Consider the following 19,253-nt stretch of genomic DNA (forward strand, 5'->3'; position numbering starts at 1 on the left):
TTGCGGACCCAACAAAAAAGCCCCTTCAAACCATGGCGGCCGAAGGGGCGCAAGCATCCCGAAGATTACTTCTTGGCGTAGTCTTCCATGGGCTTGTCGTTCGGGCTGGCCCAAGCCGCCTTGGTGGCGTCGGACATGGGCAGGCCGATCTTGGTGTTGGTCGGAGGCACGGGTTGCATGAACCACTTGTCGTACAGCTTGGCCAGCGAGCCGTCGGCGATCTGGCGCTTGATGCTGTCGTCCACGGCCTTCTTGAAGCCGGCGTCATCCTTGCGCAGCATGCAGGCGATAGGCTCCACCGACAGCACTTCGCCGACGATCTTGTAGTCGGCAGGGTTCTTGGACTTGGAGACGTTGGCGGCCAGGATCGAGCCGTCCATCACGAAGGCGTCGGCACGGCCGGTTTCCAGCATCAGGAAGCTGTCGGCGTGGTCCTTGCCGAAGACTTCCTTGAAGTCGATGCCGCCAGCGCGCTCGTGCTTGCGCAGGGTCTGCACCGAGGTGGTGCCCGTGGTCGTGGCCACGGTCTTACCGTTCAGGTCCTTGATGGAGGTGATGTTGGAGTTGGCCTTCACGACCGTGCGGACTTCTTCCACGTAGGTGGTCACGGCAAAGGCCACGTCCTTCTGGCGCGCGGCATTGTTCGTGGTGGAGCCGCACTCCAGGTCCACGGTGCCATTGGTCACCAGGGGAATGCGGTTTTGCGAGGTCACGGGCTGGTACTTGGTTTCCAGCTTGGCCAGGCCCAGTTGCTTCTGGATGTCGGCCAGGATGATTTCACCCATTTCGGTGTGGAAACCCACGTACTTGCCATTGCCCAGAGTGTAGGAAAGACCCGAAGACTCGCGCACACCCAGCGTCACGCTGCCCGAGGCCTTGATTTTGGCCAGGGTGTCGGTGGCTTGGGCGAATGCGCTGCCTGCAGCCAGGGCGGTCACGGCAACCGCGAGCAAATGCTTCTTCATTGGGATCTCCTTGTGTGAAACGAAAAGGGGGGGATTTTAGAGATTTACCCGGCCCGCACGGGCCGGTGGGCAAAAAACCAAAAAGGGAACCACGCGACCAGCGATATTAGTCAGAACGGGACCTGGTCGGTAGGGTATTTCCAGAAGTCCCGCAACAGATAGCTGACCGGAAGGTTCAGCGTGGTGCTGTTGGGGGGAATCGGTTTGGCAAACCACTTCTCATATATGGGGTAGATATCCCGGCTGTTGATGAGGCGACGCATCTCCTCGTCCACCAGCTTCTTGAATTCGGGATCGTTCTTGGGCAGCATGATGGCCAGCGGCTCGGTGGTCATGAAGCGACCCACCACCTTCAGGGCGCCCGGGTTCGGCCGGCCTGCGGCCAGGCCATAGAGCAGCACGTCGTCCATGACGAAGGCATCGGCCTCGCCCTTCTCCACCATCTCCACGGCCTTGGCGTGGTCTGGCGCCTCCAGGATGGTGATGCCCATCAGGCGCTCGCGGTTGGCCTGGTCGGCCGCCTTCAGCGGCGTCGTGCCCTTGGTGGACACCAGCTTCTTGCCGTTGAGGTCTTCGACCTTGTCGATGGTGCTGCCCGATTTCACCAGCAGGCGGGCCCCGGTGATGAAATGCGGCACGGTGAAGGCCACCTTCTGGCGCCGTTCGGCATTGTTGGTGGTGGAGCCACACTCCATGTCGGCCTTGCCCTGCTCGATCACGGCAATGCGGTTGGCCGGGGTGACGGCCAGGAACTCGACCGGCATGTCCTTCTTTCCGGTCTTCTTCCTCACCACCTCGGCCAGGCGCAGGCACAGGTCCACGGCATAGCCGACCGGCTTGCCACTCTTGCTGTCGATGTAGGAAAACGGAACCGAAGACTCCCGGTGCGCAATCACCAGCTTGCCGCCGCCGCTGACGCGCTCGAGCACCCCCTGGGCAGACGCCGCGGATGCACAGCACAGGGCCGCAAGGCCCCACGCCAATCCCCAATGCTGAACTTTCATGCGGTGTCTCGGTAAGTAGGAAGTGGAATCAGATCTGCAATCTTCGTGCCACCCTGGCTCCAAAGAGACTACATCGCCATCGCTGATCCAGCAATGGGGGCGACTGTACGTGTCGTTACCATGAAACTCCAATGCCGTTTGCGCGGACAACTATGCAAACTGTTTATATCCGTATTTACCCTAGGCATGGCCCTGCTCAGCCGACCTGCGCCTGCAGATAGGTCCACAGGGCCTGGGCCGTGCCCTTGGGCGCCTCCTTGCCCGAGGGCTTTTCGCGGTAGGCACGCACGTCCATGGTCATCTGCAGGCCTTCCGTGTCCGCCGGGGCGGCACTGACCAGCTTGCGCGTGCGCAGCTCCTTCTTGACCGCGCTGTGGGGCAGGAAGGCCACGCCGTGGCCTTCGAGCGCCATGGCCTTGAGGCCTTCGGCCATGTCGGTTTCATAGACCCGGTCCAGGTGGATCGGGGTGCCCGACTCCTTGAGGATCAGCTCCGTCACCCGCCCCAGGTAGGCGCCAGGCGCATAGCCCAGGTAGGGCAGTGGCTGGCCCACGCGGCCCGGCAGCCGGAACAGGGGCTGGCCGTCGGCATCGGCCTTGGAATACGGGGACAGCACCTCCTGGCCCAGGCTCACCATCTCATAGCGATCGGAGTCGAGCTGGAACGGCTGCGAGGGATGGTGGTAGGCGATCAGCAGGTCGCAGCCGCCTTCCACCAGGCGCATCACGGCGTCGTGCACGTTCAGCGCGATGAGCCGGCTCTTGAACGGGCCGAACTTGTCGTGCAGGCTCGACACCCAGGCCGGGAAGAAGGTGAACGCCAGCGTGTGCGGCACGGCGAACTCGATCATGTCCTTGCCCGCACTGGTGTGCGCGCGCAGCATGGCCCGGGTGTTCTGCAGCGCCTGCAGCATCTCCAGCGCCTGGTCGTACAGGGTCTTGCCGGCCGGGGTCAGGCGTGTGGGGTAGGAGCTGCGGTCCACCAGATCGGTGCCGGCCCAGGCCTCCAGGGCCTGGATGCGCCGCGAAAAAGCGGGCTGCGTCACGTGCCGCAACTGGGCAGACCGGCTGAAGCTGCGCGTTTCCGCAAGACTGACGAAATCTTCAAGCCACTTGGTTTCCATCGGTGCATTATCGGTGGCGGCCCCGCAGCGTGCCGGGCTGTCATGGAAAGCCTGTACAAGGGTTTATCCATAGCGCACCATTGGTGTGCACACATAGCAACGCACCGCATAATAGGGAAAGTTGCGTCCAAAGCGCGCTCCCGCGTCACGGCCCCAGGTGCACAACACCGGCGGGCAGAGCGACCGGCCCCGTCCTGTTTGTTCTCCTGTACCGCCGCTCCGATGTCCTCCACCCCTCCCCAAGGGCCGGTGACCGACGCCTCCGTGCCCGTCGCCGCCCCTGACTCCGACGAACCCCGCTCCCTGCGCATCGAGGACTGGCTCACCGTCATCGTGATGGCCGCGCTCGCGCTGATCACCTTTGCCAACGTGCTGGTGCGCTACTTCACCAGCTCTTCCTTTGCCTGGACGGAGGAGATCTCCGTCTTCCTGATGATCGTGCTGGCCCTGGTGGCGGGCTCCGCCGCCGTGGCGCGCGACCAGCACATCCGCATCGAATACTTTGCCGAAGGCGGCTCGGCCGCCCGCCGCAAGCGCCTGGCGCAGCTGGGCGCCGTGGCCGTGGCCCTGCTGTTCGGGCTGATCGCCGTGCTCAGCGTGCGCGTGGTCTGGGACGACTACCGCTTTGGCGAGACCTCGCCAGGCATTGGCGTACCGCAGTGGTGGTATTCCATCTGGCTGCCCCTCATCTCCGCGCTGATCGCTGCGCGGGCCGTGGGCCTGCTCGTGCGCCGAAGCCGCGAAACACCGGCGTCCGACGACCCCGCCAGGGACGCCCAGCCATGATCGCCACGCTGCTGTTCGTGGCCTTCCTGGGCCTGATGTTCGTGGGCGTGCCCATCGGCGCCGCCCTGGGCCTGGCCGGCGCCGCCGCCATCGCCCTGGCCAATGCCGACAGCCAGTGGTTCGGCCTGCTGGCCGTGCCGCAGAACTTCTATGCCGGCCTGGGCAAGTACCCGCTGCTGGCGATCCCGATGTTCGTGCTGGTGGGCTCCATCTTCGACCGTTCGGGCGTGGCCTTGCGCCTCGTGAACTTCGCCGTGGCCATCGTCGGGCGCGGCCCGGGCATGCTGCCGCTAGTGGCGATTGCCGTGGCCATGTTCCTGGGCGGCATCTCGGGCTCGGGCCCGGCCAATGCCGCCGCCGTGGGCGGCGTGATGATCGCTGCCATGTCGCGCGCGGGCTACCCGCCCTCGTTCTCGGCCAGCGTGGTGGGGGCCGCGGCCGCCACCGACATCCTGATCCCGCCGTCGGTGGCGTTCATCATCTACTCGGTACTGGTGCCCGGCGCCTCTGTTCCCGCCCTGTTTGCCGCCGGCATGATTCCCGGCATCCTGGCCGGCATCGCGCTGATCGTGCCCGCCGTGTGGATGGCGCGCAAACACAAGATGGGCGCGCTCGAATCCACCATGCCCCGCCCGCCGTTCTGGAAGAGCCTGCGCGAAGCCCTGTGGGGCCTGGCTGCGCCGGTGCTGATCCTGGGCGGCATGCGCGCAGGCTGGTTCACCCCGACCGAAGCCGCCGTGGTCGCGGTGTTCTATGGCCTCTTCGTGGGCATGGTGATCCACCGCACGATCAAGGTGCGCGATCTGTTCCCCATCCTGCGCGAATCGGGCGAGCTGTCGGCGGTGATCCTCATCGTGGTCTCGCTGGCGGGCATTTTTGCCTACTCCCTGTCCACGCTGGGCGTGATCGACCCGGTGGCCAAGGCCATCGTGAACTCGGGCCTGGGCGAGTACGGCGTGCTGGCGCTGTTGATCGTGCTGCTCATCACCGTGGGCATGTTCCTCGACGGCATCTCCATCTTCCTGATCTTCGTGCCGCTGCTGCTGCCCATCATGCAGCACTACCAGTGGGACCCCGTCTGGTTCGGCGTGATCCTGACCCTCAAGGTGGCGCTGGGCCAGTTCACCCCGCCGCTGGCCGTGAACCTGATGGTCTCGTGCCGCATCGCGGGCGTGCGCATGGAATCGACCGTGCGCTGGGTCGGCTGGATGCTGTTCGCCATGTTCCTCGTGATGGTGCTGGTGATCGCCTTCCCGCCCCTGGCCCTGTGGCTGCCCGCCCGCCTGGGCTACTGAGCCCGGCCGAATCTGCCCCCTACCGTAGTACCGACAACGATCCCAAGGAGACTGAAACCATGAAATTGCGCACCTTCCTGACCTCTGCCGTCGCGGCTGCAGCCGCCCTGGCCTTCACCGCACCTGCCGCCATCGCGCAGACCGCCTACAAGAGCGAATACCGCATGTCCCTGGTGCTGGGCACCGCCTTCCCCTGGGGCAAGGGCGGCGAGCTGTGGGCCAACAAGGTGCGCGAGCGCACCCAGGGCCGCATCAACATCAAGCTGTATCCCGGCGTCTCGCTGATCCAGGGCGACCAGACGCGCGAGTTCTCGGCGCTGCGCCAGGGCGTGATCGACATGGCCGTGGGCTCGACCATCAACTGGTCGCCCCAGGTCAAGCAGCTGAACCTGTTCTCGCTGCCCTTCCTGATGCCCGACTACGCAGCCGTGGACGCGCTCACCCAGGGCGAAGTCGGCAAGAGCATCTTCGCCACGCTGGACAAGGCCGGCGTGGTGCCGCTGGCCTGGGGCGAGAACGGCTACCGCGAGATCTCCAACTCCAAGAAGGCCATCAAGACCCCCGAGGACCTCAAGGGCCTGAAGATCCGCGTGGTGGGTTCGCCCCTGTTCCTGGACACCTTCACCGCCCTGGGCGCCAACCCCACGCAGATGAGCTGGGCCGACGCCCAGCCCGCCATGGCCAGCGGCGCCGTGGACGGCCAGGAGAACCCGATTGCCGTCTACATGGCGGCCAAGCTGCACACCGTGGCGCAAAAGCACGTGACCATGTGGGGCTACATCAACGACCCGCTGATCTTCGTGGTGAACAAGGACATCTGGAATTCCTGGACCCCGGCCGACCGCGAGATCGTCAGGCAGGCCGCCATCGACGCCGGCAAGGAAGAGATCGCCATCGCCCGCAAGGGCATGGTCGAGGCCGACAAGCCCCTGCTCAAGGACATTGCCGCCAACGGCGTGACCGTGACCCAGCTCTCCCCCGCCGAGCGCGAGGCCTTCGTGAAGGCCACGCGCCCCGTGTTCGAGAAGTGGAAGGGCCAGATCGGCGCCGACCTGGTGACCCAGGCCGAAAAGGCGATTGCCGCGCGCAAGCAATAAGCGCATAAGTACATACCGGCAGCCGATAAGGGCGGCCCGCACAATCCAAGGCGCTCCCTGTGACAAGGGAGCGCTTTTTTGTGGGCGGCCGCCTGCTGGCCCGATGCTTGCAAGTGCCGCCCCAGTGCGGGGGAACGCATCTGCCTGGGAAAAAACCCGCCGACAGGCTCTGGCTTTGCCAACTTTATCGTGCGTACACATATGGCCCCCACAATGCCTTCAACTCTGACTCACCGTCCCCCATGCCGTTCCTTCTGAATGCCATCCGCCCGGCTGCCACGGGCTCGCTGACGCTGGCTTCCTCCCCTGCCCGCCCCGCCCGTCCCATGTCCCGGCTGAACCCGGCCTGGGTGCGAAGCTGCATCGCGGCCCTGTGCATCGGCGGCCTGGTGGCCTGCTCCGGCAAGGACCAGCCGGCCCAGGCCGGCCCCGGCAACAAGCCCGCAGGCGAACCGGCGGTGGGCGTGGTGGTGTTGGCCACCGAGAGCCAGACCCTGAGCACGGAGCTGCCGGGCCGCACCGCGGCGTTCCAGAACGCCGATATCCGCCCGCAGATCAACGGCATCATCCAGAAGCGGCTGTTCACCGAAGGCGCACTGGTCAAGGCCGGCCAGCCGCTGTACCAGGTGGACCCGGCCACCTACGAAGCGGCCCAGGCCAGTGCCCAGGCGGCCCTGGCCAAGGCGCAGGCCACGGCGCGCACGGCCCAGGTCAATGCCAAGCGCAATGCGGAGCTGGTCGAGATCGATGCCATCAGCCGCCAGGTCTTCGACGAAAGCCAGGCCGCGGTGCAACAGACGCAGGCCGACGTGGGCGTGGCGCAGGCTGCGCTGGACGCTGCACGCATCAACATGCGCTACACACGCCTGCTGGCGCCCATCTCCGGGCGCATCGGGCTATCGTCCGTGACGGCCGGTGCCCTGGTCACGGCGAACCAGGCGAATGCCCTGGCCACCATCCAGCAGCTCGACCCGATCCAGGTGGACATCACGCAGTCCAGCTCGGACCTGCTGCAGTTGCGCAGACAGTGGCAAGAGGGCAAGTTCACGCGCGTGGATTCCAACCAGGCCAAGGTGAAGCTCATTCTGGAAGACGGGTCCACCTATGAAAAGGAAGGCACGTTGCAGTTCACCGGCACCGCCGTGAACCCGACGTCCGGCGCGATCACCCTGCGGGCGACCTTCCCCAACCCCGACCACCTCCTCATGCCCGGCATGTACGTGCGCTCCCAGCTGGCCACCAGCGTGGCACCGCAGGCGCTGCTGCTGCCCCAGGAGGCCGTGATCCGCAACCCCGCCGGCGAGCCCAGCGTGCAGGTGGTGGGCGAGGACAACAAGCTCACCAAGCGCCCGGTGGAACTCGGCCAGGCCGTGGGCAACCGCTGGCTCGTGATCTCGGGCGTCAAGGCCGGGGAAAAGGTGATGGTGGACGGTTTCCAGAAGGCCCGAGTGGGCCAGACGGTCAAGCCCACGGTGGTCAAGCCACGTGACAAGGCTGCGCCCGCGGCGGCCACGGCCTCATCGGCCGCAGCCAGTTCCTGAGGTGCGCGCTGCGCGCACCGCCCCACCCGACCGACCTGCGACCCCACCCCGACGCTGATCCATGGCCCAGTTCTTCATCAACCGCCCGGTCTTCGCCTGGGTGCTGTCCATCGTCATCATGCTGGCGGGGGCGATGTCCATCTTCACGCTGCCGCTGGAGCAGTACCCCGACATCGCGCCACCGCGCGTGACCATCAACACCACCTACACCGGCGCCTCGGCCGGCACGGTCGACAACTCGGTGACCCAGGTGATCGAGCAGCAGCTCAAGGGCATCGACAGCCTGCTGTACATGGGCTCGACCAGCGACTCCGCAGGCCGCTCGCGCACCACCCTGACCTTCGCCCCCGGCGCCAACATCGACGTGGCCCAGGTGCAGGTGCAGAACAAGCTGCAGGCGGCCATGAACCGCCTGCCCGAGGCCGTCAAGAGCCGCGGCGTGTTCGTGAACAAGGGCGGCCAGGACTTCCTGGTGACCTATGTGTTCACCTCGCCCGATCCCACCGTGACCCAGGTGGCCATTGGCGACTACATCTCCAGCAACGTAGTCGACGTGATCGCCCGCCTGGACGGCGTGGGCGACGTGACCGTGTTCGGCACCTCCTATGCCATGCGCATCTGGATCGACCCGGCCAAGATGGAGAAGTTCGCGCTCATGCCGTCGGACCTGATCAATGCGCTCAATGCCCAGAACGCTCAGGTCTCGGCCGGCCAGCTCGGCCAGCAGCCTGCCCCCGCAGGGCAGATGCTCAACGCCACGATCACCGCTCGCACCAAGCTGCAGACAGTGCCCGAGTTCGAGAACATCGTCCTCAAGTCCGGCACCGATGGCTCGGTGGTCACCATGGCCGACGTGGCCCGGGTGGCGCTGGAGGCGGACAACCTCACCGTGAAGTCGCGCCTGAACGGGCAACCGGGCGCCGGTATCGGCATCGTTCTGGCCGACGGCGCCAACGCCATGGACGTGGCCGACGCCGTGGCGCGCAAGATGAAGGAGCTCGAGCCCTTCTTCCCCGACGGCATCAACGGCGTGGTCAGCTCCGACTCCACGCCCTTCGTGCGCGCCTCCATCGAGGAGGTGGTCAAGACGCTGGCCGAGGCCATGCTGCTGGTGGTGATCGTGATGTTCATCTTCCTGCAGAACTTCCGCGCCACGATGATCCCGGCCATCGCCGTGCCCGTGGTGCTGCTGGGCACCTTCGGCGTGCTCTCTGCGCTGGGCTACTCGATCAACATGCTGACCATGTTCGCCATGGTGCTGGCCATCGGCCTGCTGGTGGACGATGCCATCGTGGTGGTGGAAAACGTCGAGCGCGTGATGAGCGAGGAAGGCCTGCCTCCGAAGGAGGCCACGCGCAAGTCCATGAAGGAGATCACGCCGGCACTGGTGGGCATCGGCCTCACGCTGTCGGCGGTGTTCATCCCCATGGCCTTCTTCACGGGCTCCACCGGCGTGATCTACCGCCAGTTCTCGATCACCATCGTCTCGGCCATGGCGCTGTCGGTGTTCGTGGCCCTGACGCTGACACCGGCGCTGTGCGCGACCCTGCTCAAGCCCATCGAGAAAGGCCACCACGCAGCGCACGACGGCCCGCCGCGGCGCGGCCTGCTGGGCCTGAACGACCGCTTCTTCGCCTGGTTCAACCGCAGCTTCGACAGCACGGCCAACCGCTACCAGCGCGCCGTGGGCGGGCTGCTCAAGCGCAGCCTGCGCATGGTGGTCATCTACCTGGTGATCCTGCTCGCCGTGGCCTTCCTGTTCAAGAAGCTGCCCACCTCCTTCCTGCCCAATGAGGACCAGGGCTTCGTCTCGGCGATCATCACGCTGCCCTCAGGCGCCACCGACGAGCGCCTGGGTGTGGTGCTCGATGAGATCAAGGACTACTTCCTGGCCAAGCCCGAGGTGCTGCGCGTGAACTCGATCGCGGGCAACAACGGCAACCAGAACTCGGGCAACATGTTCATCCGGCTCAAGCCCTGGGCGGACCGCCCGCTGCGCAGCCAGTCCGCCGAGGTCATCGCGAGCCAGGCCACCAAGGACCTCGCCAAGATCCGCGACGCCCGCATCTTCGTGACCCTTCCTCCCGCCGTGCGCGGCCTGGGGTCGAGCGCGGGCATCAATTTCATGATCAAGGACCTCAACGGACTGGGGCAGGACGCCCTCGTCGCTGCCAAGGACCAGTTGATCGAGCTGACCCGCCAGAACCCGATCCTCACCAATGTGCGGACCACCAACTTCGACAACACCTCGGAGCTCAAGGTCACCATCGACGACCGCAAGGCTGCGGCCCAGGGGTTGTCCACGGCGGACATCAACGGCGTGCTCTCCAGCGCCATGGGCGGCACCTATGTGAACGACTTCGTGCACCAGGGCCGCGTCAAGCGCGTGTATGTGCAGGGCGATGCGCCCTACCGCATGCTGCCGCAGGACATCGGCCACTGGAGTGTGCGCAACCGCAGTGGCGAAATGGTGCCCTTCTCGACCTTTGCCAGCACCTCGTGGACCAACGGCCCGCCCCAGCTCATGCGCTACAACGGCAGCCCCGCCCTGGAACTGCAGGCCGAGACCGCGCCAGGCGCCAGCTCGGGCGACGCCATGGTGGCCATCGAGGAAATCATGAAGAAACTGCCGCCCGGCATCGGCATGGAGTGGACGGGCGCATCGCTGCAGGAGCGCCGCTCGGGCTCGCAAGCGCCGCTGCTCTACGCCGTCTCCATCCTCTTCGTGTTCCTGTGCCTGGCGGCCCTGTACGAAAGCTGGAGCGTGCCGTTCTCGGTGATGCTGGCCGTGCCGCTGGGCGTGATCGGGGCCCTGCTGGCCACCTACACGCGCGGCATGACCAACGACGTGTACTTCCAGGTGGGGCTGCTCACTACCGTGGGGCTGGCGTCCAAGAACGCCATCCTGATCGTGGAGTTCGCGGTGCAGCTGCAGGAGCAGGGCAAGAGCCTCTACGACGCCACGGTGGAGGCCGTGCGCATGCGCCTGCGCCCCATCCTCATGACCTCGCTGGCCTTCGGCTTCGGCGTGCTGCCCCTGGCCATCGGCACGGGCGCGGGCGCGGGCGGCCGCCAGGCCATCGGCACCGGCGTGCTGGGTGGCATGGTCGCGTCCACGGTCCTGGGGCTGTTCTTCGTGCCGGTGTTCTTCCTGCTGGTGCGCTCATGGTTCGCCTCGCGCAAACCCGTTCCACCCCAGCTGCCTGCCGAGGTGAAGGAGGTGCAGGCATGACCGTGCAGACCCCCCTCGCAGCCCGATCTGGATCAGCTGTTTCCTACGGCATGCATAAAGCCCTGCTGACCCCGCTGTGTGCCCTGCTGCTCCTGGCCGGCTGCACCAACCTGGCCCCCGGCTACGACCGCCCCGCGGCCCCGGTGCCCGCCGCCCTGGACAACACCGCCACGGTCGCGGACGCCAGCGCGGCCACCTATGCCCCGCTGGGCTGGGATGCCGTGGTGCAGTCCGGGCAGTTGCGCGACGTGATCACCCTGGCGCTGCAGAACAACCGCGACCTGCGCTCCGCGGCCCTGGCCATCGAGCGCGCCCAGGCCCAGTACGGCGTGAGCCGCGCCGACCGGCTGCCCAGCGTGGGTGGCACGGCCCAGGGCAACCGCACGCGCACCGCCGCCGACCTGACCACGGCCGGCCGCTCGCAGATCGGCGAGCAGTACAGCGCGCAACTGGGCATCACCAGCTACGAGCTCGACTTCTTCGGCCGTGTGCGCAACCTCAACGAGGCCGCCCTGCAGGAGGTGCTGCGCGTCACCGACAACCAGCGCAGCGTGCAGCTGAGCCTGGTGGCCGAGGTCACCAGCGCCTGGCTCAACCTCGCCGCCGACCAGGCGCGCCTGGAGCTGGCGAAGGAGACCCTGCGTTCGCGCGAGGCGTCGTACTCCCTGACCGAGCGCACGCACCGCCTGGGCGGTACCTCGGGCCTGGTGCTGGCGCAAAACCAGACCACGGTGGACAGTGCGCGCGCCGACGTCGCCGCCTTCACCAGCCAGGTGGCACGCGACCGCAATGCGCTGCAGCTGCTGGTGGGCTCGCCCGTTCCAGCCATATTGCTGCCTGCGGTGCAACCCGCGCCCGCTGTGCCGACAGCCGCCAAGGTGCCGGACGAACGGCGCAGCGAGCGCGTCACCCAGGCGGCCGCACCCGTGCCCATGCTGCGCGAAAGCGCCCTGCAACTGCTGGCCGTGCCCGCGCAGATCCCCTCGAGTGTGCTGCTCACGCGCCCCGACGTGATGGCAGCCGAGCGCAGCCTGCAGGCCACCTATGCCAACATCGGCGCTGCGCGCGCGGCCTTCTTCCCCAGCATCTCGCTCACGGCCAGCGTGGGCACGGCGAGCACCGAGCTCTCGGGCCTGTTCGGCAGCGGCAACCTGCTGTGGAGCTTCGTGCCGCAGATCCGCCTGCCGATCTTCGACGGCGGCCGCAACCAGGCCAACCTGGACGTCGCCCAGGCCAACCAGCGCATCGCCCTCACGCAGTACGAGAAGGTCATCCAGACCGCCTTCCGCGAAGCGGCGGACGCACTCGCCGAGCGCGCCACCCTGACGGACCGCATAACCGCGCAGACCTCGCTGCTGGCCGCGACGGAACGCGTCTACGCCCTGTCCGAAGCCCGCTTCAAGGCCGGTGCCGACAACTACCTCACGGTGCTCGACGCCCAGCGCTCGCTGTACGCGGCGCAGCAGACCTTGCTGAGCCTGCAGCTGGCCGAGCAGACCAACCGCATCACCTTGTACAAGGTACTCGGCGGGGGCTGAGCCCCCGACGACCTGTCCATTGCTGGTGGGGGCCGACTCAGATGGGCGATACCGGTGCCTCGCCCGCGAGGTGGCGGCGCGCGTTCTCGACAAAGCGGTCCACCGAGGCCTGCACCGCTTCGGGTGACCAGCCGCCCACATGGGGGGTGAGCACCACGCTGGGCAGATCCAGCAGCTCGGCCGGTGGCGCGGGCTCGCTCTCGTACACATCCAGGCCCGCGCCCGCAATGCGGCCGTCACGCAAGGCGCTGGCCAGCGCCGCGGTATCGATCACGCTGCCGCGCGCGATGTTGACCACATAGCCGCGCGGTCCCAGGGCAGCGAGCACCGAGGCGTTGACCAGGTGCTTGGTGCCCGGGCCGCCGGGCGTGGCCACGACCAGGAAATCCGCCCATTCGGCCAGCGCTGTCACATCGCCGAAGTAGCGGTAAGGCACATCGCTGCGCTCGCTGCGGTTGTGGTAGCCGACCTGCAGGTCGAAGCCCAGCGCGCGCTGCGCGATCTTCTTGCCGATGGTGCCCAGGCCGACGATGCCGATGCGCTTGTGCGACACATTGGGTGGCAGCGGCAAGGCCGTGCGCCACACGCCCTGGCGGGTGGCGACGTCGAGTTGGGGAATGCCGCGCACGGCGGCGATCAACAGGCCGAAGGCGTGGTCGGCCACGCAATCGTCGTTGGTACCCGCACCATTGGCCAGCACGATGCCGCGCGCCTTGGCATGGGCCACGGCGATGTTCTCGTAGCCCGCACCCAGCGCACAGATCAGCGTGGCGGCCGGCAGCGCATCGATCTGCGCCGGCGTGATGCCGATGGAGCCGATGGTGAGCACCACGCGCACGCGGCTGCCATGCTCGGCAATGGCCTTCGCATGCTGGGCGGCGTCGGGCGCGTAAACCAGCTCGAAGGTTTCCGACAGCTGGGCGCAATGTTCCTCGGCAAGGAATGAGAGGGCAAGCAGGACAGGTTTCATGGCAGTGGAATCAAAAGGAAATCAAAAGCGATGGTTGTCGTGGCTGGAGGCAAGGTTCATGCCGCGGCGTCGCTCTGCTGCAGCGCCCACATGCTGGCGTAGCGCCCGCGCTGGGCCAGCAGTTCGGCATGGGTGCCGCGCTCGATGATGCGGCCGGCGTCCATGACCAGGATCTCGTGCGCATCGACCACGGTGGACAGGCGGTGCGCGATCAGCAGCGTGGTCTTGTTCTGGGCGGCACTTTGCAGCTCGGACTGGATGGCGCGCTCGTTGGCCGAGTCGAGCGCCGAGGTGGCCTCGTCGAAGATCAGGATGGGCGGGTTCTTGAGCAGCGTGCGGGCGATGGCCACGCGCTGCTTCTCGCCGCCCGAGAGCTTGAGCCCGCGCTCGCCCACCATGGCCCCATAGCCGGCCGGCGTGCCGGCGATGAAGTCGTGGATGCGCGCCGAGCGGGCGGCCGCTTCCACCTCGGCCTGGCTGGCGCCTGGGCGGCCGTAGGCGATGTTGTAGGCGATGGTGTCGTTGAAGAGCACCGTGTCCTGCGGCACGATGCCGATGGCCTGGCGCACGCTGGCCTGGGTCACCGCGCGGATCTCCTGCCCGGCGATGGTGATGCGCCCCTGCTGGATGTCGTAGAAGCGGTACAGCAGCCGCGCCAGGGTCGACTTGCCCGAGCCCGAGGGCCCGACCACGGCCACCGTCTTGCCGGCGGGGATTTCGAAGCTCACGCCCTGCAGGATGGGCCGGCCGGCGGCCAGGCCCTCTCCCTTGCGCGTGTCGTAGGCGAAATGCACATCCTCGAAACGCACTGTGGCCTGGTCGAGGCCCGACAGCGGCAGCGCACCGGGGGCATCGGCCACCTCGCGCTCCTTGTCCATCAGCACGAACATCTTGTCCAGGTCGGTCAGGCTCTGCTTGATCTCACGGTAGATCACCCCGAGGAAGTTGAGCGGTATGTACAGCTGGATCATGAAGGCGTTGACCATGACCAGGTCACCGAGCGTCATGCGCCCGTCGACCACACCCTGCGTCGCGCGCCACAGCATGGCCACCAGGCCGATGGCGATGATCAACTGCTGCCCGGCGTTGAGCATGGACAGCGTGGTCTGGCTCTTCAGGCGCGCATGGCGCAGCCGCTCCAGGCTTTCGTCGTAGCGGCGCGCCTCGAAGCCTTCGTTGTTGAAGTACTTGACGGTTTCGTAGTTGAGCAGCGAATCCACCGCCTTGGTGTGCGCGGCCGAGTCGAACTCGTTGGCCTCGCGCCGGAACTGCGTGCGCCACTCGGTCACCAGCACGGTGAACAGGATGTAGAACGCCAAGGCCGCCAGCGTGATCCAGGCAAACCACGCGTCGAACTTGACGGCCAGCACGGTGAGCACCAGGGCCACTTCGACCAGCGTGGCCACCACGTTGAACAGGGTGAAGGAGATCAGCGACTCGATGCCGCGCACGCCGCGCTCGATGTCGCGCGTCATGCCGCCGGTCTGCCGCTCCAGGTGAAAGCGCAGGCTCAAGGCATGCAGGTGCTCGAAGGTCTGCAGCGCAATCGAACGCGCGGCACCCTGCGTGGCCTTGGCGAACACCAGTTCGCGCAATTCGCTGAAGATAGAGGTGGACAGGCGCAGGGCGCCGTAGGCCAGCAACAGCCCCACCGGCACCACCAGCAAGGTGGCCGGCTCGCCCAGCTTCAGGTCCATGGCATCCACCAGGGTCTTTAGCAGCACGGGCACGCCCACGTTGGCCATCTTGGCGCCCACCATGAAGACGATGGCCGCGACCACACGCCACTTGTACTGCCACAGGTAGGGCAGCAAGCGGCCGATGGTGGCCCAGTCGGAGGGAGGGGTTGCAGCGGCCAAAGCCGGTGCCTGGGCAGGGTGGGGTTCGCCGACAGGGCGCATGGGGGACAATTCCGGTTGTTGTTTTTACCGACCCGGCTGGCGCCTGGGTGGTTTTCTCGGGGCGTGCCCTGGAGTCCACCCGTGGTGTCCCCCAGCATCCGTGCCAGCCCCAACCGAGATTGTGCCCATGTCCGAGAATTTCAGCCCACCCGCCGCCCAATTGCCCACCGACAAGGAACTGGTGCTCAAGGTCATCCCCATGCCGGGGGACACCAATGGCAATGGCGACATATTCGGCGGCTGGGTCATGGCACAGGTCGACCTGGCCGGCTCCGTGCTGCCGGCGCGCTACATGCAGGGCCGCATGGCCACCGTGGCGGTCAACGAGTTCATCTTCAAGCAGCCCGTGCGCGTGGGCGACATCCTGTCGTTCTTCTCGTCGATCACGCGCGTGGGCAACACCTCGGTCACCGTGCAGGTGGAGGTATATGCCGAGCGCTTTGCCGACCAGGGGCGCTACGTCAAGGTGACGGAAGCGCGCCTGACCTACGTGGCCATCGACGACGAAGGCCGTCCGCGCCCCGTGCCGCGCCCGAAGAAGGAAGGCGAGTAGTCAGCAGACAAGAAAGACCGACCGGGCCCCGGCAGGGCCCCGGTCGTCCGCAGGCGGTCGTTCAGGCCGCCAGCGCGGTCGGTTCGGCACGCACCGGCTGCTGCGCAGGCAGCGCGCTGCGCAATGCCGACGAGGCGCTGCCCGAGCCGATGCCGGATTCGATCTCGCCAGCGAGCTGGCCGCCCTCTTCCACCACCAGCTTGCCGTAGCGGATCTTGCCATTGACCTTGCCGGTGCTGTAGATCACGAGCTTCTGGCGCACGGTAAGCGTGCCATTGAACTCGCCATGGATTTCGGCGATATCGATCTCGGCCGAGCCGCGGAAGGCCCCGTGCTCGGAGATCTGGATCACGCGCGAGTCCATGGTGGCCTCTACCGTGCCTTCGACCACGAGGGTGTCGCAATCGGTGATTTCCACGCCCTTGAGCTTGATGTTGGGGCCCACCGTGAGCTTGCTGCCGGTGGAATCCGCGGCCGACGACGGCTTGGCCAGGGCCGGGCTGACCGGTGCCGATGCCGGCACGGCACCGCTGGCGGACGAACTGGCCACCGGGCTGCTCAGGCCGGTGGAGTTGGAAGGACTGTGGCGGGGCTGAAACGACTCGGGTTCACGCTTGCCAAAGAAGGGGTTTTGCACGGCCATCGGTACTCCTTGAAAAGAGATTTCATCGTAGGAGTCCACCTACGTGACGGATGCGTGCATTGCGCAAGAACGGTAACCAAACGGTTCATCCGTAGCATGCGCTTGCAATGTTTGCGGGCACTCACATCCGGCGCATTACATCCTCGACGGGATATCCTGCTTTTTTCGATCCCGCATCAGGAGACGATGTAGGCCGCCGCCCCTGCGGACATGATCTCCCCGTTCGGCCCCTTGAACTCCATGCGCGTGGTGGCCACGCGCGAGCCCAGGCGCAGCACCTCGGCGTGCAGCGTGAAGTGGCTGCCGATGCCCGGGCGCAGGTAATCGATGCGCAGGTCGATGGTGCCAAGTTTGGCAAAGCGGTGCAGACGCTGCTCGGGCGCTTCGTCCATGTGGCGCCCGCCGATGGCCGCCATCACGGCCAGGCCGCCCATGGCATCGAGCCCGGCGCTGATCACGCCGCCGTGCACGCGGTTGTACGCATAGTGGCCCACCAGCTCGGGCTTCATCTCGATGCGCCCCTCCACCCGGTCGGGGTGCAGGGCGGTGATCTTCAGGCCCAGCACCTGGTTGAAGACGATCTTTTCCTCGAAGATGGATTTCAGGCCGGCCACGAATTCGGGCTCGAATTCCTGCGGCAGTGCGGTGCTGGTCTTGCTCATGGTGTTCCTGTTCGGTGTCTCCGTGCGCTCTGCAATGGATAGCGGGCCATGCCATCCAAGTAAGCATTTCAGGCCATTTTCAATCAAAACTTTCCATGCCGCCCCTGGCCCGCGGTGAAGCGCTCCGCGCCCTGCAGCGCATCGGCCAGGCAGGCCCGCCCGCCCTGCCACTCCTGCAGCAGCGCTTCGGCCAGCGGCAGGCCCTCTTGTGCGAAGGCACTGGCGCGGTCGGCCCGCAGCGTGGCCTGCGGAAAGGCGGCGATCGCGTGTGCGAGTGCCAGCGCGGCCGCCAGCGCCTGGCCGGGTGGCACCACGCGGTTGCACAGGCCCATGCGCAAGGCCTCGGGGGCCTCGACCTTGCGGCCCGTGAGGATCAGATCGAGCGCCTGCGACAGCCCGATGAGGCGCGGCAGGCGCACCGTTCCGCCGTCGATCAGCGGCACGCCGAAGCGGCGGCAGTACACGCCGAAATAGGCGCCCTCCTCCATCACACGCAGGTCGCACCACAGGGCCAGCTCCATGCCGCCGGCCACGGCCGCACCGCTGACGGCGGCCACCACGGGTTTGGACAGCTGCAGCCGGCTCGGGCCCATGGGAGCGGCGGGGTCCGGTGCGCCGGCCGCATAGTCGAGCGATTGCGCCAGGGCCTCGGGCGACGTACCCTCGGCCTGCTGCCGCGCGCCCGATTGCAGGTCCCAGCCCGCGCAGAAGTGGCCACCCGCGCCATGGAACACGGCCACGTCGGCCGTGTCGTCGCGCTCGAACGCCAGGAAGGCCGCGTGCAGCGCACGGGCCGTCGCCGCATCGACCGCGTTGCGCACCGCGGGCCGGTGGAGTGTCACCAGCGTGACACGGCCTTGCTTTTCTACCTCGATGGACATGGACTCCTCCACGCGCCGCATAGGACGCAACCCTTATTGCGCGCCCCCTGGCAAAGGGACAACATGCGCGGTGCCCTGGCAGTGCCTGCACTCAGGGTTAGCCCCGAGTGCGGCAGGGGCCGCGCGCAGGCACCATTATTTATGCAAAGCAATTGCTTTGTATAAATATTCCGGAGGGCCAGTGTGCAATTCGTGCAACTGTTGATCAGCGGTATCGCCCAGGGGTGCATCTACGGCCTGATCGCGCTCGGCTTCGTTCTCATCTACAAGGCCACGGAAACCGTGAGCTTCGCCCAGGGCGAGCTCATGATGCTGGGCGCCTTCTGCGGCCTGGCGCTGATGACGGTGCTCGGCTTTCCCTTCTGGGTGGCGGTGCTGGCCAGCATCGCAGCCATGGGCCTGTTCGGCACCGTGCTTGAGCGCGCGGTGATCCGCCCCATCCTGGGCCAGCCGGCCTTCTCCATCGTCATGCTGACCATCGGCATCGGCTACGTACTGCGCGGCCTGGTGACGATGATCCCCGCCATCGGCACCGAGACCCACACCCTGCCCGTGCCCTACAAGGATCTGTCGTTCAAGCTTGGCGCGCTGGTGCTCAACGCCGAGCAGCTGGCCGTGATCGGCGCCACCGGCGTGCTGTGTGCGCTGTTGTTCGCACTGTTTCGCTACAGCAAGCTCGGCATCGCCATGCAGGCCTCGTCGCAAAACCAGCTGGCGGCCTACTACATGGGCATTCCCGTGCAGCGCCTCAACGGCCTGGCCTGGGGCCTGGCCGCCGCCGTGGCGGCGGTGGCCGGGCTGCTGCTGGCGCCCATCACCTTCGTGCACGCCAACATGGGCCTGATCGGGCTCAAGGCCTTTCCGGCCGCCGTGGTCGGAGGCTTCGGCAGCCTGCCGGGTGCCATCGTCGGCGGCCTGGTGATCGGCATCGTGGAGTCGTTCTCGGGCTTTTACCTGCCCGACGGCTTCAAGGACACGGCCGCCTACATCGTGGTGCTGGTCATGCTGATGGTGCGGCCCAACGGACTGTTTGGCGAAAAGCTCAGAAAGAAAGTCTGACCC

16 protein-coding genes are annotated in these 19,253 nt (G+C 66.7%); 8 read left to right on the forward strand and 8 right to left on the reverse strand.

The genetic code is table 11. The features are described from left to right. Positions 1-65: 65 nt before the first annotated feature. From AC07PA_RS07215 to AC07PA_RS07225, 3 genes are all read right to left on the reverse strand, one after another. The gene (locus AC07PA_RS07215) at positions 66-965 is read right to left on the reverse strand and encodes an amino acid ABC transporter substrate-binding protein (RefSeq protein WP_007857318.1); all 900 of its coding nucleotides are present in this window, start codon (positions 963-965) and stop codon (positions 66-68) included. A gap of 110 nt (positions 966-1,075) precedes the next feature. Next, a complete protein-coding gene (locus AC07PA_RS07220) occupies positions 1,076-1,969 on the reverse strand; it encodes an amino acid ABC transporter substrate-binding protein (RefSeq protein WP_494608581.1) in 894 nt (297 codons plus the stop codon). 196 nt (positions 1,970-2,165) lie between these two features. Beyond that, complete coding sequence (locus tag AC07PA_RS07225) at positions 2,166-3,092, reverse strand: LysR family transcriptional regulator (protein WP_007857316.1); 927 nt, start codon at positions 3,090-3,092, stop codon at positions 2,166-2,168. A 222-nt stretch (positions 3,093-3,314) separates the two neighbouring features. Between AC07PA_RS07225 and AC07PA_RS07230 the strand changes: the two genes are divergently transcribed. From AC07PA_RS07230 to AC07PA_RS07255, 6 genes are all read left to right on the forward strand, one after another. Next, positions 3,315-3,878 carry a TRAP transporter small permease gene (locus tag AC07PA_RS07230; protein WP_007857315.1) on the forward strand — a complete coding sequence of 188 codons (564 nt, stop codon included), beginning with the start codon at positions 3,315-3,317 and terminating at the stop codon, positions 3,876-3,878. Beyond that, positions 3,875-5,173: a TRAP transporter large permease gene (locus AC07PA_RS07235; protein WP_007857314.1), complete on the forward strand. Its 1,299-nt coding sequence runs from the start codon at positions 3,875-3,877 to the stop codon at positions 5,171-5,173. Before AC07PA_RS07230 ends, AC07PA_RS07235 begins: the two co-directional genes overlap by 4 nt. 59 nt (positions 5,174-5,232) lie before the next feature. Then, positions 5,233-6,270, forward strand: a complete 1,038-nt coding sequence (locus AC07PA_RS07240; protein WP_007857313.1) for a DctP family TRAP transporter solute-binding subunit — start codon at positions 5,233-5,235, stop codon at positions 6,268-6,270. Positions 6,271-6,512: 242 nt separating this feature from the next. Further along, positions 6,513-7,811: an efflux RND transporter periplasmic adaptor subunit gene (locus AC07PA_RS07245; protein ID WP_494608580.1), complete on the forward strand. Its 1,299-nt coding sequence runs from the start codon at positions 6,513-6,515 to the stop codon at positions 7,809-7,811. Between the two features lie 61 nt (positions 7,812-7,872). Next, positions 7,873-11,043: an efflux RND transporter permease subunit gene (locus AC07PA_RS07250; RefSeq protein ID WP_494608579.1), complete on the forward strand. Its 3,171-nt coding sequence runs from the start codon at positions 7,873-7,875 to the stop codon at positions 11,041-11,043. Between the two features lie 50 nt (positions 11,044-11,093). Beyond that, positions 11,094-12,581 (forward strand): TolC family protein, encoded by a 1,488-nt coding sequence (locus AC07PA_RS07255; protein ID WP_494608578.1) that lies wholly within the window; start codon positions 11,094-11,096, stop codon positions 12,579-12,581. Between the two features lie 37 nt (positions 12,582-12,618). Here the strand turns inward: AC07PA_RS07255 and AC07PA_RS07260 are convergent, their stop codons facing one another. Then, complete coding sequence (locus tag AC07PA_RS07260; protein ID WP_494608577.1) at positions 12,619-13,551, reverse strand: 2-hydroxyacid dehydrogenase; 933 nt, start codon at positions 13,549-13,551, stop codon at positions 12,619-12,621. 56 nt (positions 13,552-13,607) lie between these two features. Continuing rightward, on the reverse strand, positions 13,608-15,452 hold the full coding sequence (locus tag AC07PA_RS07265) for an ABCB family ABC transporter ATP-binding protein/permease (RefSeq protein ID WP_007857308.1): 1,845 nt from the start codon (positions 15,450-15,452) through the stop codon (positions 13,608-13,610). A gap of 127 nt (positions 15,453-15,579) precedes the next feature. On the opposite strand from AC07PA_RS07265, the gene AC07PA_RS07270 reads away from it, so the two are divergent. After that, positions 15,580-16,005 (forward strand): acyl-CoA thioesterase, encoded by a 426-nt coding sequence (locus tag AC07PA_RS07270; protein ID WP_494608576.1) that lies wholly within the window; start codon positions 15,580-15,582, stop codon positions 16,003-16,005. A gap of 61 nt (positions 16,006-16,066) precedes the next feature. On the opposite strand, the gene AC07PA_RS07275 is transcribed toward AC07PA_RS07270, so the two are convergent. From AC07PA_RS07275 to AC07PA_RS07285, 3 genes are all read right to left on the reverse strand, one after another. Next, on the reverse strand, positions 16,067-16,648 hold the full coding sequence (locus AC07PA_RS07275) for a bactofilin family protein (protein ID WP_494608575.1): 582 nt from the start codon (positions 16,646-16,648) through the stop codon (positions 16,067-16,069). 176 nt (positions 16,649-16,824) lie between these two features. Further along, positions 16,825-17,310, reverse strand: coding sequence for a thioesterase family protein (locus AC07PA_RS07280; RefSeq protein ID WP_007857305.1), 486 nt, complete (start codon positions 17,308-17,310; stop codon positions 16,825-16,827). A gap of 83 nt (positions 17,311-17,393) precedes the next feature. Beyond that, entirely contained in the window at positions 17,394-18,191 is a 798-nt protein-coding gene (locus AC07PA_RS07285) for a crotonase/enoyl-CoA hydratase family protein (protein WP_494608574.1), read from the reverse strand. 183 nt (positions 18,192-18,374) lie between these two features. Here AC07PA_RS07285 and AC07PA_RS07290 point away from each other — a divergent pair, with 183 nt between their 5' ends. Then, positions 18,375-19,250 carry a branched-chain amino acid ABC transporter permease gene (locus AC07PA_RS07290; protein ID WP_108016380.1) on the forward strand — a complete coding sequence of 292 codons (876 nt, stop codon included), beginning with the start codon at positions 18,375-18,377 and terminating at the stop codon, positions 19,248-19,250. Positions 19,251-19,253 lie beyond the last annotated feature (3 nt).

This window comes from Acidovorax sp. GW821-FHT09B03 (genome assembly GCF_059418305.1).